Source organism: Deltaproteobacteria bacterium (genome assembly GCA_016709225.1).
GTDB classification, from domain to species: Bacteria; Myxococcota_A; Polyangia; order Nannocystales; family Nannocystaceae; genus Xiheibacterium; species Xiheibacterium phototrophicum.
Window position 1 is genome coordinate 697,620 of sequence record JADJEE010000012.1, and the last position, 12,726, is coordinate 710,345.

Annotated in this window: 8 protein-coding genes and 1 pseudogene; 3 read left to right on the forward strand and 6 right to left on the reverse strand. The window is 71.1% G+C overall.

Annotated elements, in window-relative coordinates:
- Positions 1-794: 794 nt before the first annotated feature.
- Together IPH07_27890 and IPH07_27895 are read right to left on the reverse strand one after the other, a co-directional pair.
- Positions 795-1,259, reverse strand: a pseudogene (locus tag IPH07_27890) (hypothetical protein).
- Between the two features lie 30 nt (positions 1,260-1,289).
- Entirely contained in the window at positions 1,290-3,050 is a 1,761-nt protein-coding gene (locus IPH07_27895; protein ID MBK6921251.1) for a glycoside hydrolase family 15 protein, read from the reverse strand.
- A 32-nt stretch (positions 3,051-3,082) separates the two neighbouring features.
- On the opposite strand from IPH07_27895, the gene IPH07_27900 reads away from it, so the two are divergent.
- The gene (locus IPH07_27900) at positions 3,083-5,314 is read left to right on the forward strand and encodes a bifunctional alpha,alpha-trehalose-phosphate synthase (UDP-forming)/trehalose-phosphatase (GenBank protein ID MBK6921252.1); all 2,232 of its coding nucleotides are present in this window, start codon (positions 3,083-3,085) and stop codon (positions 5,312-5,314) included.
- 6 nt (positions 5,315-5,320) lie between these two features.
- On the opposite strand, the gene IPH07_27905 is transcribed toward IPH07_27900, so the two are convergent.
- The 3 genes from IPH07_27905 to IPH07_27915 form a co-directional block, all read right to left on the reverse strand.
- On the reverse strand, positions 5,321-7,132 hold the full coding sequence (locus IPH07_27905; protein MBK6921253.1) for a hypothetical protein: 1,812 nt from the start codon (positions 7,130-7,132) through the stop codon (positions 5,321-5,323).
- 73 nt (positions 7,133-7,205) lie between these two features.
- Positions 7,206-8,681: a sensor histidine kinase gene (locus tag IPH07_27910; protein ID MBK6921254.1), complete on the reverse strand. Its 1,476-nt coding sequence runs from the start codon at positions 8,679-8,681 to the stop codon at positions 7,206-7,208.
- Positions 8,678-9,229 (reverse strand): hypothetical protein, encoded by a 552-nt coding sequence (locus IPH07_27915; GenBank protein ID MBK6921255.1) that lies wholly within the window; start codon positions 9,227-9,229, stop codon positions 8,678-8,680. Before IPH07_27915 ends, IPH07_27910 begins: the two co-directional genes overlap by 4 nt.
- A 108-nt stretch (positions 9,230-9,337) precedes the next feature.
- Here IPH07_27915 and IPH07_27920 point away from each other — a divergent pair, with 108 nt between their 5' ends.
- Positions 9,338-10,639 carry an alpha/beta hydrolase gene (locus IPH07_27920; protein ID MBK6921256.1) on the forward strand — a complete coding sequence of 434 codons (1,302 nt, stop codon included), beginning with the start codon at positions 9,338-9,340 and terminating at the stop codon, positions 10,637-10,639.
- A 134-nt stretch (positions 10,640-10,773) separates the two neighbouring features.
- Positions 10,774-11,331, forward strand: coding sequence for a hypothetical protein (locus IPH07_27925; protein ID MBK6921257.1), 558 nt, complete (start codon positions 10,774-10,776; stop codon positions 11,329-11,331).
- Positions 11,332-11,460: 129 nt separating this feature from the next.
- Here the strand turns inward: IPH07_27925 and IPH07_27930 are convergent, their stop codons facing one another.
- Positions 11,461-12,618: a methionine adenosyltransferase gene (locus IPH07_27930; GenBank protein ID MBK6921258.1), complete on the reverse strand. Its 1,158-nt coding sequence runs from the start codon at positions 12,616-12,618 to the stop codon at positions 11,461-11,463.
- Positions 12,619-12,726 lie beyond the last annotated feature (108 nt).

The window sequence follows — 12,726 nt, forward strand, 5'->3', positions numbered from 1 at the left end:
CCGACGATCACGTCGCCGCCGTCGGTGCCAGTGGCTGCGATCGCGTGGGCGACGGTCGCCACCGTCGATGCGCCCACGAACGATCCATCGCGGGTGACGCGACACAGCTGCATCCCTTCGTCGGCGTACGACACCAGCGTCACGTCGTCGTCGCCACCGACGGCGAGCAGACCGGTGCACGGCGTCGTCGTGGACCACAGCGGCGCCCCGTCGGCGTCGAGGCGACCGACGGCGTACCCACCGCCTGGCCCGGCGACCGCGTCGAGCACGTAGAGCCCACCGGTGCCCACGCCCGCCACCGCCGCCACTTGTGCGGATGGTTGTGCGAACCACCGCGTGCCGCCGTCCTGGTCGGTGCCCTCCAACCACGCGGCGTTGGTGTCGGCGTCGAGGCCAAGGGTGATCACCGTGTCGAGGCCGTCGATCGTGCTCGCGGCGGCGTAGCTCTGGCTGCCCGTGCCCACGAAGACGCCGCTGCGCAGCGCGCCATCGGCATCGTAGGTCTGGACGACGGACGCGTAGGTGCTCTGGAGAATGGTCGAGGTGAACATGGACGGGTCGCCGGTCGAGCTGGCGACGAGGCCGAACACCTGCTCGATCTCCGCCTCGAACGAGCTCTGCGCGGCCCAAGCCACGCCGCCCTCGCGGTCGAGCGCCCAGAGCTCCGCGCCACCATGGCCGCCGGCATCGAAGTGCGTCACACCGGCGAACACCTGCCCGACCGCAGAGATCGCCACGCGGGTGGCGTAGGTGCTCTCGCCGTCAGCATGGTCGATGACCACCGTCCACAGCGGATCGCCGGAGCGCCGGCAATCGACGTTGCAGCCGTCGCCGTTGTCCGCGTCGCCATCGTCGCAGGCCTCGTCAGCGTCGACGATGCCGTCGCCGCACACCGGTGTGCCGCCATCGGCGACGGTGTCGTCGGCGCCTTCGCCCGCGGAGGCATCGGCATCGGCGCCGCCCGTGACCGTGGCGTCATCGCTCCCCGTGTCACCCGCACTGCCTTCGCCACCATCGTCGGCGGCAGGGACGATCGGGCCACAGCCCAGGAGGAACGATGCGAGCACGCCCGCGGCTACGCCGCAGCGGAGGGGATCATGAAGATGCATGGTCAAGCCTCGAGGTAAGTCGGCGAAGCACGCCGGAAGAGCCGACAGCGTAGCGCGACGCCCCGACACGGCACTGCGAAACCATCCCAAACGTCGGCGGGTCGCTGGGTGTCGTTCACACGACACCCGGCCGCGACCCGCGAGCTGCATGCACGCGGGGCTCGCCGTCGACGGCCGCCCTCACGACCACGGTCGGCTGAGCCGGAACGCCGCGTTGATGAGGCCGACGTGGGAGTAGGCCTGCGGAAAGTTGCCCGACTGTCGACCGGTCGCGACCACGATGTCCTCGGCGTAGAGCCCGAGCCCGTTGTGCAGCGACAGCAGGTGCTCGAACAGCTCGCGAGCCTCTTGCTCGCGCCCGACCATGTGCAGCGCCTCGACCAACCAGAACGACACCACCGTGAACGCGGCCTCCTGCACGCCGAAGTCGTCGGCGACGTCGTAGCGCCGCAGCAGCTTGCTGTCGCCCAGCTTCAGGGTCTTGGCGATCGCGTCGACATGGGTGGCCGCGCGGGGGTCGTCGCCGGTGAGCAGGCCGAAGTGCATCACCAGCAGCATCACGGCGTCGAGGTTGGTGCGATCGGCGGCCTGGGTGAACGCACCGGCGGCGGCGTCGAAGCAGCGGCTCTCGAGCAGACCGCGCGCGGCGGCGGCGATGCGTTCGCCGCGGGCGACCAGCTCGGGCAGACCGAGCTCGCGGCCGACGTCGGCGGCTCGGTGCGCGCCGGCCCAGTGGGTGAGCAACGTGAAGGCATGCAGCTGCTGGTTGCCACGCAGCTCCCAGGGCCCGGCGTCGGGCTCATCGAGGGTCGCCTCGATGCGCGCGAGCAGCCGCTCGAGCAGCGTGAGCGTGCCGTCCTGCTGCGAGCGCTCGCGCAGTCGCACGTCCAACATCGTGCGGCTGATGGCGAGCACCATCTCGCCGTACACGTCGTTCTGCACGTGCTCGCGGGCCTGGTTGCCGACCCGCACCGGGCCATCACCCTCGAAGCCACGCAGCTCCTCGATGATGCGCTCCTCCATGTGGCTGTCGCCGGCGATGGTGTAGACCGGTCGCAGCACGTCGCCGTGGTTGGTGCACACGTTGCGCAGGTAGACCAGGAAGCGCTCCATCTCCTCGAGGTGCCCGAGACGCTCGAACGCGTCGAGCGTGAAGTAGGCGTCGCGCAACCAGCAGAAGCGGTAGTCCCAGCAGCGTCCCGAGCCGGGGAACTCCGGCAGGCTGGTGGTGGTCGCGGCCAGCAGCGCGCCGGTGTCCTCGTACTGGTGGAGCTTGAGCGCCAGCGCCGAGCGCAGCACCTCGCGCTGGTAGTCCCGCGGGATGCGGGTGTGCTTCACCCAGCCGATCCAGTAGTCGAGCGTGCGCTGCAGGAACCGCTCGCAGGTCTCCTCGAGGTGGTCCTCGAGCGGCTGCCCCCACGTCAGGGCCATGTGACCGTCGTGCGTCAGCACGAACGGGCGTTCATCGGCGACGTGGGTGAGCGGCAGGTTGCTCGTGAGGCGTAGCGGCGCCGGCGCGCCCTGGAACGCGATGTGATTGCTCGCCAGCCAGTGGGAGGTCGGCGTGGCGCCATAGTCGTAGACCGGGCGGCAACGCACGCGGACCAGCGGCGCGCCCTCGATCCGTCGAAGAATCCTCACGAGCATGGTCGGACGAAAAAAACGTCCGTGCTGCTGAAAACGCGGCACGAAATCGAAGACCTCGAACGCACCGTCGTCGGCTTCGAATCGCGTTCGCAGCACGTTGGTGGTGTCGACGTACTCCTGTGACACCACGCGCCCGGCCACCGCCTCGATGTCGAACACGCCACCGCGCTCGTCGTCGAGCAGCCCGCCGAACACGAAGCTCGAATCGGGTCGTGGCCAACACAGCCAACGCACGGCACCACCTTCGATGAGTACGTTGGTCGAACAGTTTCCAATGAGCGCGAGTCTTGCCACGGGCGGCCACATCATATACCCACGGGCATGAAATGACCGACGCAGACACGATGCCTGCCGATGCACGCGCGCTGGTGGTGGTGAGCCACCGACTGCCGATCGCGCTGAGCCTCGGCAAAGACGGTGCGATCGAGCTGCGCGAGACCGTCGGTGGCCTCGCCACCGCGCTCACGGGTGCGCGCGAGCGCCACGCATTCACGTGGGTCGGATGGGCCGGTCAGCCGCCCGCGGGCGCGGATCACGGCGCGGTCGAGGCATCCCTGCGTGCCGCCGGCTACGAGCCGGTATCGGTGCCGGCGGCGCAGCACGACGCGTTCTACAACGGCATGTGCAACTCGGTCATCTGGCCGCTGTTCCACTACTTCCTCGGCCGCATCTCGACCGAGGCGGGCCTGCTGCCGGCCTACGCAGCGGTGAACCAGGCCTTCGCGGACGTCGTGATCCGCACCGCGCCCGAGGGCGCGCACGTGTGGATCCACGACTATCACCTGATGATGGTGCCGGCGATGTTGCGGGCGGCGCGACCCGACCTGCGCATCAGCTTCTTCCTGCACGTGCCGTTTCCGTCGTCCGAGATCTATCGAATCCTGCCGTGGCGCGCGGAGCTACTCGCTGGGGTGCTGGGCGCGGACTACCTCGGCTTCCACACCGGCGACTACGCGCGGCACTTCCGCTCGTCTTGCCTGCGCGTGCTCGGGCTCGAGTCCGGCTTCGATTACGTGGTCCACGATGGACGGCGCGTCGGTGTCGGCGTGCACCCGATCGGCGCCGACGTCACGCGACTCTCGGCGGCCCTGCACACCAGCGGTGCGCTGGAGCGCATCACGTCGCTGCGCACGCAGTGGCGCGGCCGCCGGGTCATCCTCGGCGTCGAGCGTCTCGACTACAGCAAGGCCATCCCGCTCAAGCTGATGGCCTACGAGGAGTTCCTCCGCCGCGACCCCCGGCGCGCGGCCGAGAACGTGCTCGTACAGGTGGTGGTGCCGTCGCGGCTCGACACCGAGGATTACCGCGACCTGAAGGACGAGATCGAGCAACAGGTCGGCCGCATCAACGGCTTGTATGGCACCCCCGGCGTCACGCCGATCGAGTACCTGCACCGCCAGTTCGACACCGACGAACTGGCACCGCTGTACCGCGCCGCCGATGTCGGCATCGTGACCCCGGCCCGCGACGGCATGAACCTGGTGGCCCACGAGTTCGTGCTGTGCCAGTCCGAGCCCATCGACGACGGCGCACCCGCAGGCGTACTGCTGCTCAGCGAGTTCGCAGGTGCTGCCCACAGCCTCTCGCACGTGCTGCTCACCAACCCCTGGAGCCCCTCGGGGGTCGCCGACGCGCTCGAGGTGGCCTGCGCGATGCCGGCCGAGGAGCGCAGCGATCGCATGGCGCGGATGCGCGAGCGAGTGATCGACATGGACGCCCAGCGGTGGGCAGCCCGCTTCCTCGCAGCGGTCGACACCGTCGTGAGCGAGCGTGGGCACTACGACGACGTCGCGCTGCTGGGCCCGTCGCAGCAGGCCGAGCTGCTCGAGCAGGCCGCACGCGCGTCACGCCGCGTGCTGTTGCTCGACTACGACGGCACGCTGCGCGAGCTGACGCGACGCCCGCTCGACGCGCGCCCCAGCGACGAGCTGCGCACGCTGTTGACCGAGCTCTCGCGCCTCCCCGACACCGAGGTGCACATCGTCAGCGGACGTGACCGCCGCACGCTCGCGACCTGGCTGGGCGACCTGCCGATCTCGATCTGCGCCGAGCATGGCTTCGCGTGGCGGCCGGCTGGCCAGGGCCAGTGGTCGATCCGCGAGGACATCGACCTGCGTTGGCTGGCGCGGGCCGAGGCAATCCTGCGGGGGGTCGAGGTCGAGGTCGACGACAGCGAGGTCGAGCGCAAGCCATGTGGCGTCACGTGGCACTACCGCCGCGTCGATCCCGACTACGGCGAGTGGCGAGCGCGGGAGCTGCGGCTCCACCTGGGCGAGCAGTTCGCCAACGAGCCGGTCGAGATCCTCGCGGGCCGCAAGGTCGTCGAGCTGCGCGCCGCGGGCGTCGACAAGGGTCACTACGTGCGCTCGCTCGATCTGCGCGACGCGTTCGTGTTGGCGATCGGCGACGACCGCACCGACGTCGACATGTACAGCGCGCTGCCGCCGGGCTCCACCAGCGTCCACGTCGGCGTGACCGGCGAGCTCAACCTCTACCGCGTCGAGTCCCCGGCCGACGTGCGCGGTCTGCTGGCGCGGCTGCGCGACCGCCTGCGTTAGCACGCCTCACTCGAGGCCAAGATCGTCGGCGCACACGTGAACGCCGAGATCCGTCGCGCCTTCACAGCGGCACGCGGTCACGCCGGGGGTGCAGATCCGCGTGCACCGGCGGTCGTCGTCGGGCGTGCCCACGCAGATCGAGCCGTGGCCGCAGGCGATCGCGCCGCCGCAGCGCCCGCCCGGGTTGGCGGCGCCGTCCAGGTCGCAGCGCCATGCGGTCGTCGCCGCACCGTCGCCGCCGTCTAAGGGCACGCACGTCATGCCCGCGGGGCAACCCTGCGCGGCCGGATCGCAGGTGCAGCCAGGTGTCCGCAGGCACGGCTCCCACGCGCGTCGCTGCGCGAGCGTGCGCCGCATCCATCGCATCTGCTCGTCGGAGAAGCCGGTACGACAGTCCGGGTAGTACGCCATCATGTTGCCGACGTCGGGCCGGTCGCCGGTGCTGCAGTGCACCGCGCACTCGCCATCGACGCTGCACATCGCCGGCCCCGGATCGTAGGCGGTGTCGCAGATGCCGTCGGTGTCGTCGGGACAGTGCTCGTCGCAGCGCGGCGCCGCATCGAGGTCGTCGCCGGCGGCCACCCGCTCGACCGGCGCGGGCGCCTCGTGGGTGTGGCACAGCCCGAGGAAGTGGCCCATCTCGTGTGCGAGCGTGCTCGACCAGCGGGTCTGCGCCAGCGCGACGTACCCGACCGGCGGCTGGCGCTCCCACACCCTTCGCTCACCGCCGCAGCTACCGTTGGGCACGGTCGACAGCCCGGGTCGCGCCACACCGTCGACCTCGAGGCCATCGGTGAACAGCACCGGCACGTGGAACCCGGTGCTCTCGGTCGCCTGCCCGCGCCGCGCCAGCCACTCGTCGACGTCGATGATGGTGTTGCGTTCGGCTTGGTCCAGCTCGAGCAGCTCCGGTGCGACCACCTCGATGCTCTGGGCGAGCTCGAAGGCCAGGCCACCACCATCGTCGCGCGCGAACGCGGCGTTGAGCTCGGCGATGGCCGCGATCACCTCGTCCTCGCCGGCGCTGGGCTGGCCGTCACGCGCGGCGACGACGACCGCGAGGATCGGCACCGGCTCGCACTCGACCTCCTCGTCGACGGCACCGTCGCCGTCGTTGTCGACGCCGTCGCAGATTTCCTCGCCGCTCTCGTCGTCGCAGCCGCAAGCGTCGCAGGCGGGATCGACCACCGGCAGCGCGAATACGCAGCGCGCCGGCCGTGCACCCGCGGCGGGCAAGCACACGCCACCGGTGGCCTCGCACGCGAATGCCTGCCAGCGCCCGTCGACGCAGCTGCGCAGGGTCTGGCCCTGGCACCGCGGCGGCGATCCGGGCGTGCAGTCGTCGGAGCTCGGTGCGCGACACATCGGCCCCTCGCTGCCCATCACGCAGCGGGCACCGCGGGCGCGGCAGTCGACCTCGATCAGCCGATCGACCAGGCACGTGCGCGCGACATCCCGCTCGCAGCGACCGAAGGCCGAGACGTCGCCGCACTCGGCCGCCGCCGGTGCCCGGCACTCGCCCGACACGCAGCGCTGGGCGCCGCAGTCCTGCGCCGGCCCCTCGAGCTCGCCGCAGGCATCGATCCACCACGCGTCGCCATCCTTGCACGTGGTCGCGGCATGGCTCGCGCACGTGCGCGCGTCGACGGCTCGGCGGCGGCGCCAGGTCTCCGGCGCCTGGGCGGCGGGCTCGGCGGCTGGGCGCACGGAGCCGGGCGTGGGCCCGGGCTTGCTGCGCCACGCCCACCACGCGACCACGGCGAGCAGCAGCAGCGGGAGCACGACGATCGTGCGACGCAACCACCGGCCCTCGCGCATCGTCGGCGAGCATACGCGATGCGACCGCGCGCGGGCGGCCCCAGGGTGCGCGCACCGAGCGTGGGCGACGGCCTCACGCCGCGACCGCGGCTTGCACCGGCAGCTGCAGGCGGAACACCGCGCCACACCCGAGCCCCGCGCTCTCGAACGTCAGCGATCCACCCATCGCCTGCGCGAGCGCGAAGCTGCCGTGGAGGCCGAAGCCGTGTCCGTGGGCCTTGGTGGTGAACCCGCGCGAGAAGATGCGCTCCGCGAGCGCAGGCGAGATCCCGATGCCATTGTCGGCGACTTCGATCACGACCGCGTCGGCACGCTCGTGGGTGCGGATCGTGATGGCCCGCGTGCCGTGCTCGAGGGTGGCGTCGTAGGCGTTCTCGAGCAGGTTGACGAGTACCTGCAGCACGCGCGGCCGGTCGACCCGTACGCTGCTGCCCGCGGCGACGCGCGCGTCGTGCTCGACGTGGAGATCGGCCTGTGCGGCGTGGGACAGCCCGACCGCAGCATCGATCAGCTCGACCACGCTGCAGGCCTCGAAGCCGCCGAGCTCGCCAGCGAGGTCCTGCTGGCGCCGCACGATGGTCTCGATGAGCCGCAGGCCCTCACGCAGCCGCCGGGCATCGGCGGCGGCTGCGTCGGCGTGCTCGCGCGACGCCTGCGAGAGCGCGCCGACGAAGCGTGCGAGCTTGGGTCCGTCGCTCGCCAGGAACGCCTGCAACGTGTCCGCATCGCGCTCGAACAGTCGGGCCATGCGCTCGAGGTCCGCCGCCGGGTGCCGTGCACCGGCTGCAACCAGTCGCTCGGCGGCGACCTTGACCGCGCTGAGCGCGTTGCCGACGTCGTGCAGCACGTTGGTGGCGTTCTCGGCCATGCCGGCGTGCCGCGAGACCCGCGCGAGTCTGCTGGAGTGCTCGTCGAGTCGCGCGGCGGCGATCTGGGCGTCCCACCACGCCTGGTGCCCCTGATCGATGAGGCGCTTCAGCACGGGGATGTACAACGCGAAGATGAGCGCGAGCAGCTGCGCAGTGGCGTCGGCGCGCACGGCGAAGACCAGCAGGCTCGGCGCGATCGCAGTGAACGTCCACACCTGCGCCAGCCGCCGATGCGTGCTCGCGACCATCGCGATGCCACCGACGATCGCCGACATCCCCACGTAGCCGGCGGCGACCCCCGCATCGCCGCCCCGCGCGAGATAGCCCAGCCCGAGCGACACCGAGAACAACGACGCCGACACCACGCCGAGCACGAGGTGGCCCTTGCCGGCCGTGCTCGGCCGCGTGGTGTCGCGCAGCGCCCGGCGGTAGAGCACGAGCCGCACCGCGACCAGCACCGACAGCAGCCCGACCATGCCCAGCACCGGCGCGGGGTGGTCGACGAGCAGGCCGGTGACGCCGGCGACCACCAGCCATCCCACCGGATAGACGAACGTGCCGGTAAACGTGCGCTGGAGCAGCTCGCGTCGCGCCAGCGCGCGCAGGCGCAGCTGTGTCACCGGCATCAGCCCCGTGGCGGCTGCCGGTAGTGCCGGCTCGAGGATCGAGCGCTGCGTCATCGCTGCAGCCCCGACGCGATGAGCCGCGACTCCGCGGCGAGCTGCCACTTGCGGCACAGCACCTCGGCGAATCGAAGCACCTGCGCGGGGTCGAACGGCTTGCGCAGGAGGTGCAGTCCTGCCGAGCGACCGACGGCCGCCAACACCTTGTCCCACGTGAAGTCCGAGTACGCCGTGCTCAGCACGATCTGCACCGCGGGGTCGAGCCGCCAGATGCCCTTGATGGTGTCGACCCCGTTCCAGCCCGGGGGCATGCGCATGTCGACGAACGCGGCGGCGAACGGGCGGCCCGCGGCGAGCTGACGCTGCACCGTGCGGACCCCCTCCTCGCCGCCGTACGCGTGCGCGAGCTCGAACTGCGGGGCCTCGCCGGTCGCGCTCGAGGGCAACGGTCCGAACAGCTCGTCGCGTGCGCGCGCGAGCGCCTCGCTCTCGCGGCGCGGCGGTGCGAGGCACCGCTCGTAGGCGTCGTGGACATCGCGATCGCCGTCGACGATCAGCACGCGGGGCGGCTCCGACGCCCCAGGCGCGGTGGGGAACGGGAACATCCCATGGACCCATCGTCGCGAGCGCTCCGGACTGAAGCGCGCTGACGCGGGCGCAGCGGCGGGCGCCCGCGCACGTGTTCGGCGGATCGAGTAGTCTTCCGCGCGCCGATGCTCGCTCGAGCCAGTGGCTGGCTATTCCTGCTCGTGAACCTCGCGGGCGTGGCCTTCACGCTCAACGCGTTCCTGCCGGTCCGGCGCCGCACGCTGTTGGTGATCCCCAGCTTCTTGCTGTCGATGTTCGCCGCCGAGCTGGCGGTCCACCACTTGTTCTGGCAGCTGCTCGCGACGGCTGGCTTCGCCTGGCTGGGCGCGCTCGGCACGACGCCGGGGTTGATCGGGCTCGGGCTCGCGGTGGTTTCGTGGCTGGGGCTCGCGGTGCTGGTCATCGAAGGTCCTGGATCGGGCCGCACGATCCGCGAGGCGCTCGCGCAGCTGGGCCCGCCATCGACCCCGCGGCGGCCGCAGTGGTGGCGGGTCGCCGTGCCGTTCCCGCTGCGTCGCGCCGGCACCCGCGTGACCCGCAACGTCGAGTTCGCGCGGGTCGGGGGCACGCGACTGCGGCTCGACGTCTATCGCCCGCTCGCCGCGCCCGGTCTGCGGCCTGCGCTGGTGCAGATCCACGGCGGCGGCTGGGTGGTCGGCGACAAGCGCGAGCAGGGCGTGCCGATCATGACCCGCATGTCCGATCGCGGCTGGGTGGGCTTCAACGTCAACTATCGCCTGAGCCCCGGCGCGACGTGGCCCGATCACCTGGTCGACATCAAGCGCGCGATCGGGTGGATCCGCGAGCACGCCGCGGAGTACGGCGTCGACCCCGGCTTCATCGCGGTGACCGGTGGCTCGGCGGGCGGTCACCTGGCGGCGATGGCCGCGTTGACCGCCAACGACCCGTCGCTGCAGCCTGGCTTCGAGCACGCCGACACCCGCCTGCAAGCCGCAGTGCCGTTCTACGCGATCTATGACTTCACCAACCGCCTGCACAGCCACGTGCCGGGCTTCCTCGAGCGCCTGCTCGAGCCGCTGGTGATGAAGGCGTTCTACGCCGACGCACCCGAGCGCTTCGCGGCCGCCTCGCCACTCGACCGCGTGCACGCCGACGCGCCGCCGTTCTTCGTGATCCACGGCCGACGTGACACGCTGGCGCCGCTGGTCGACGCGCAGGCATTCGTCGCCGCGCTGCGCCAGGTCTCGCGGGCGCAGGTGCTGTTCGCCGAGGTCGCGGGGGCGCAGCACGCCTTCGACGTGTTCCTCTCGCCGCGCTCGTTGCCGGTGATCGAAGGGGTCGGCGACTTCCTCGAACGCGTGTGGCAGGACGCGGTGCAGGCACGGGCGACGCGCGAGGGCGAGCCGGCAGCGCCCGACGACCCCACCGCCACCTCGTCGGGGCCTGTCGCCCACGCCCCCCCGTGACGCGGACGGCGGGCGGCCCGGCGCGCGAGCTGGCGTACACCGGCTTCGCCTCGGATGCGGGTCCAACTGCTCCGGCGCCCCGTCGAAGCGCCGACTCGTTGCGATTCGACGCGGCGCGCTGCTAGGGTGGCGGGATGCGAACCACCCTTGCTTGGATCTTCGGCCCCCTCGGGCTCGCGCTCACCCTCACGGCGTGCCCGGCCGGCGACGACGGCAGCGCCGACACCACGGGCGCGGAGAGCTCGACCGGCGCGACCACGACCGCGTCGACCACCGACTCGACCACCGCATCGACCACTGCGTCGACCACCGACTCGACCACTGCATCGACCACCGACTCGACCACCGCATCGTCCACGATGACCACGAGTGACACGACCGACTCGAGCGGCGGCGCCGACTCGAGCAGCGGCGGCAGCGGCTCGGACAGCGGCACCACCGGCACCGCGATGTGCGAGATCGCCCCGGACGACGACGCGTGCGCCGTGTGCACGAAGGAGAACTGCTGCGCGGAGCTCACCGCGTGCGAGGCCAACGAGGACTGCAACTGCCTCGTGCAGTGCGTCAACGAGATGGGATTGGGCATGCTCGCCCAGTGTCAGATGGATTGCATGATCCAGGGGTTCCCGCCCGGCTCGCTCGATCTTCAGATGTGCAACGGCGCCAACTGCATGACGGAGTGCTCTGGCTGAGCCCGCGATCGCCTGCGCGGCCAGCCGTCGCGCGCGACGATCGCCCGCATGTGCCCGCTCGAACGACGAAGGGCCGCTCCGATCCTCTGCGGATCGGGCGGCCCTTGCCGTGTGGTTCGTGCGAACGCGCTACTTCTCGGCGCGCAGCGCCTCGAGCTTGGGCAGCCGCTCCCACGTGAAGTCGTGCTCTTCGCGGCCGAAGTGGCCGTAGGCGGCGGTCTGCGCGTAGATCGGCTTGAGCAGATCGAGCTCGGCGATGAGCCGCCCGGGCCGCGCGTCGAAGTGCTTGAGCACAATCTCGCTCAGGCGGTCGTCGGGGACCTTGCCGGTGCCGAAGCTCTCGACCAACACGCTGACCGGCTTGGCCACGCCGATGGCGTAGGCGAGCTGGACCTCGACGCGCTCGGCGAGGCCCGCGGCGACCAGGTGCTTGGCGATGTAGCGCGCGTAGTAGGCCGCGCTGCGATCGACCTTCGAGGGGTCCTTGCCCGAGAACGCGCCACCACCGTGGCGACCCATGCCGCCGTAGGTGTCGACGATGATCTTGCGGCCGGTCAGACCCGAGTCACCCATGGGGCCGCCGATGACGAAGCGGCCGGTCGGGTTGACGTAGTACTTGGTGTCGTGGTCGAGGAGGTTCGCCGGCACCGTCGGCTTGATGACCTCCTCCATGATGAACTCCTTGAGCGTCGCGTGGGTGACGTCCTCGCTGTGCTGCGTGGACACGACCACCGCGTCGATGCGCTTGGGCACGCCACCGTCGTACTCGACGGTGACCTGGCTCTTGCCATCGGGGCGCAGGAAGCTGTCGCTCTCGCGACGACGCACGTAGGTCAGCCGGCGCGCCAGCTTGTGCGCGAGGCTGATCGGCAGCGGCATGAGCTCGCTGGTCTCGGTGCAGGCGTAGCCGAACATCATGCCCTGGTCGCCGGCGCCCTGCTCGTCGCTGTAGACGCCCTTGCCGTCGACGCCGAGCGAGATGTCCGGGCTCTGGGCCTCGAGCGCGACCAGCACGCCGCAGCTGTCGGCGTCGAAGCCCATCGCGGAGCTGGTGTAGCCGATCTCGCGCACGGTCTTGCGGACGATCGACGGGATGTCGACGTAGGTGCTGGTCGTGACCTCGCCGGCGACGTTGACGTACCCGGTCTTCACCAGCGTCTCGCAGGCGACGCGACAGCGGGGATCCTTGGCGATGATGGCATCGAGGATCGAGTCGCTGATCTTGTCGCAGATCTTGTCGGGATGTCCTTCGGTGACGGACTCGCTGGTGAACAGACGGCGGGCCATGACGTACCTTTCGCGGGCGATGCGGGTGGGGCCAAAGCACGTGCGCCGGCAAACTACGAGCCGGTCGCGCGCGACCCCTTTAGGTTGCGGGGCGGAGCATGGCAGCGC

Bases quoted from the DNA above. Each gene is read 5' to 3' on its own strand.
- IPH07_27900 (MBK6921252.1), top strand. From the start codon at position 3,083: ATGACCGACGCAGACACGATGCCTGCCGATGCACGCGCGCTGGTGGTG.
- IPH07_27910 (MBK6921254.1), bottom strand. From the start codon at position 8,681: ATGACGCAGCGCTCGATCCTCGAGCCGGCACTACCGGCAGCCGCCACG.
- IPH07_27915 (MBK6921255.1), bottom strand. From the start codon at position 9,229: ATGTTCCCGTTCCCCACCGCGCCTGGGGCGTCGGAGCCGCCCCGCGTG.
- IPH07_27930 (MBK6921258.1), bottom strand. From the start codon at position 12,618: ATGGCCCGCCGTCTGTTCACCAGCGAGTCCGTCACCGAAGGACATCCC.
- IPH07_27925 (MBK6921257.1), top strand. From the start codon at position 10,774: ATGCGAACCACCCTTGCTTGGATCTTCGGCCCCCTCGGGCTCGCGCTC.
- IPH07_27905 (MBK6921253.1), bottom strand. From the start codon at position 7,132: ATGCGCGAGGGCCGGTGGTTGCGTCGCACGATCGTCGTGCTCCCGCTG.
- IPH07_27920 (MBK6921256.1), top strand. From the start codon at position 9,338: ATGCTCGCTCGAGCCAGTGGCTGGCTATTCCTGCTCGTGAACCTCGCG.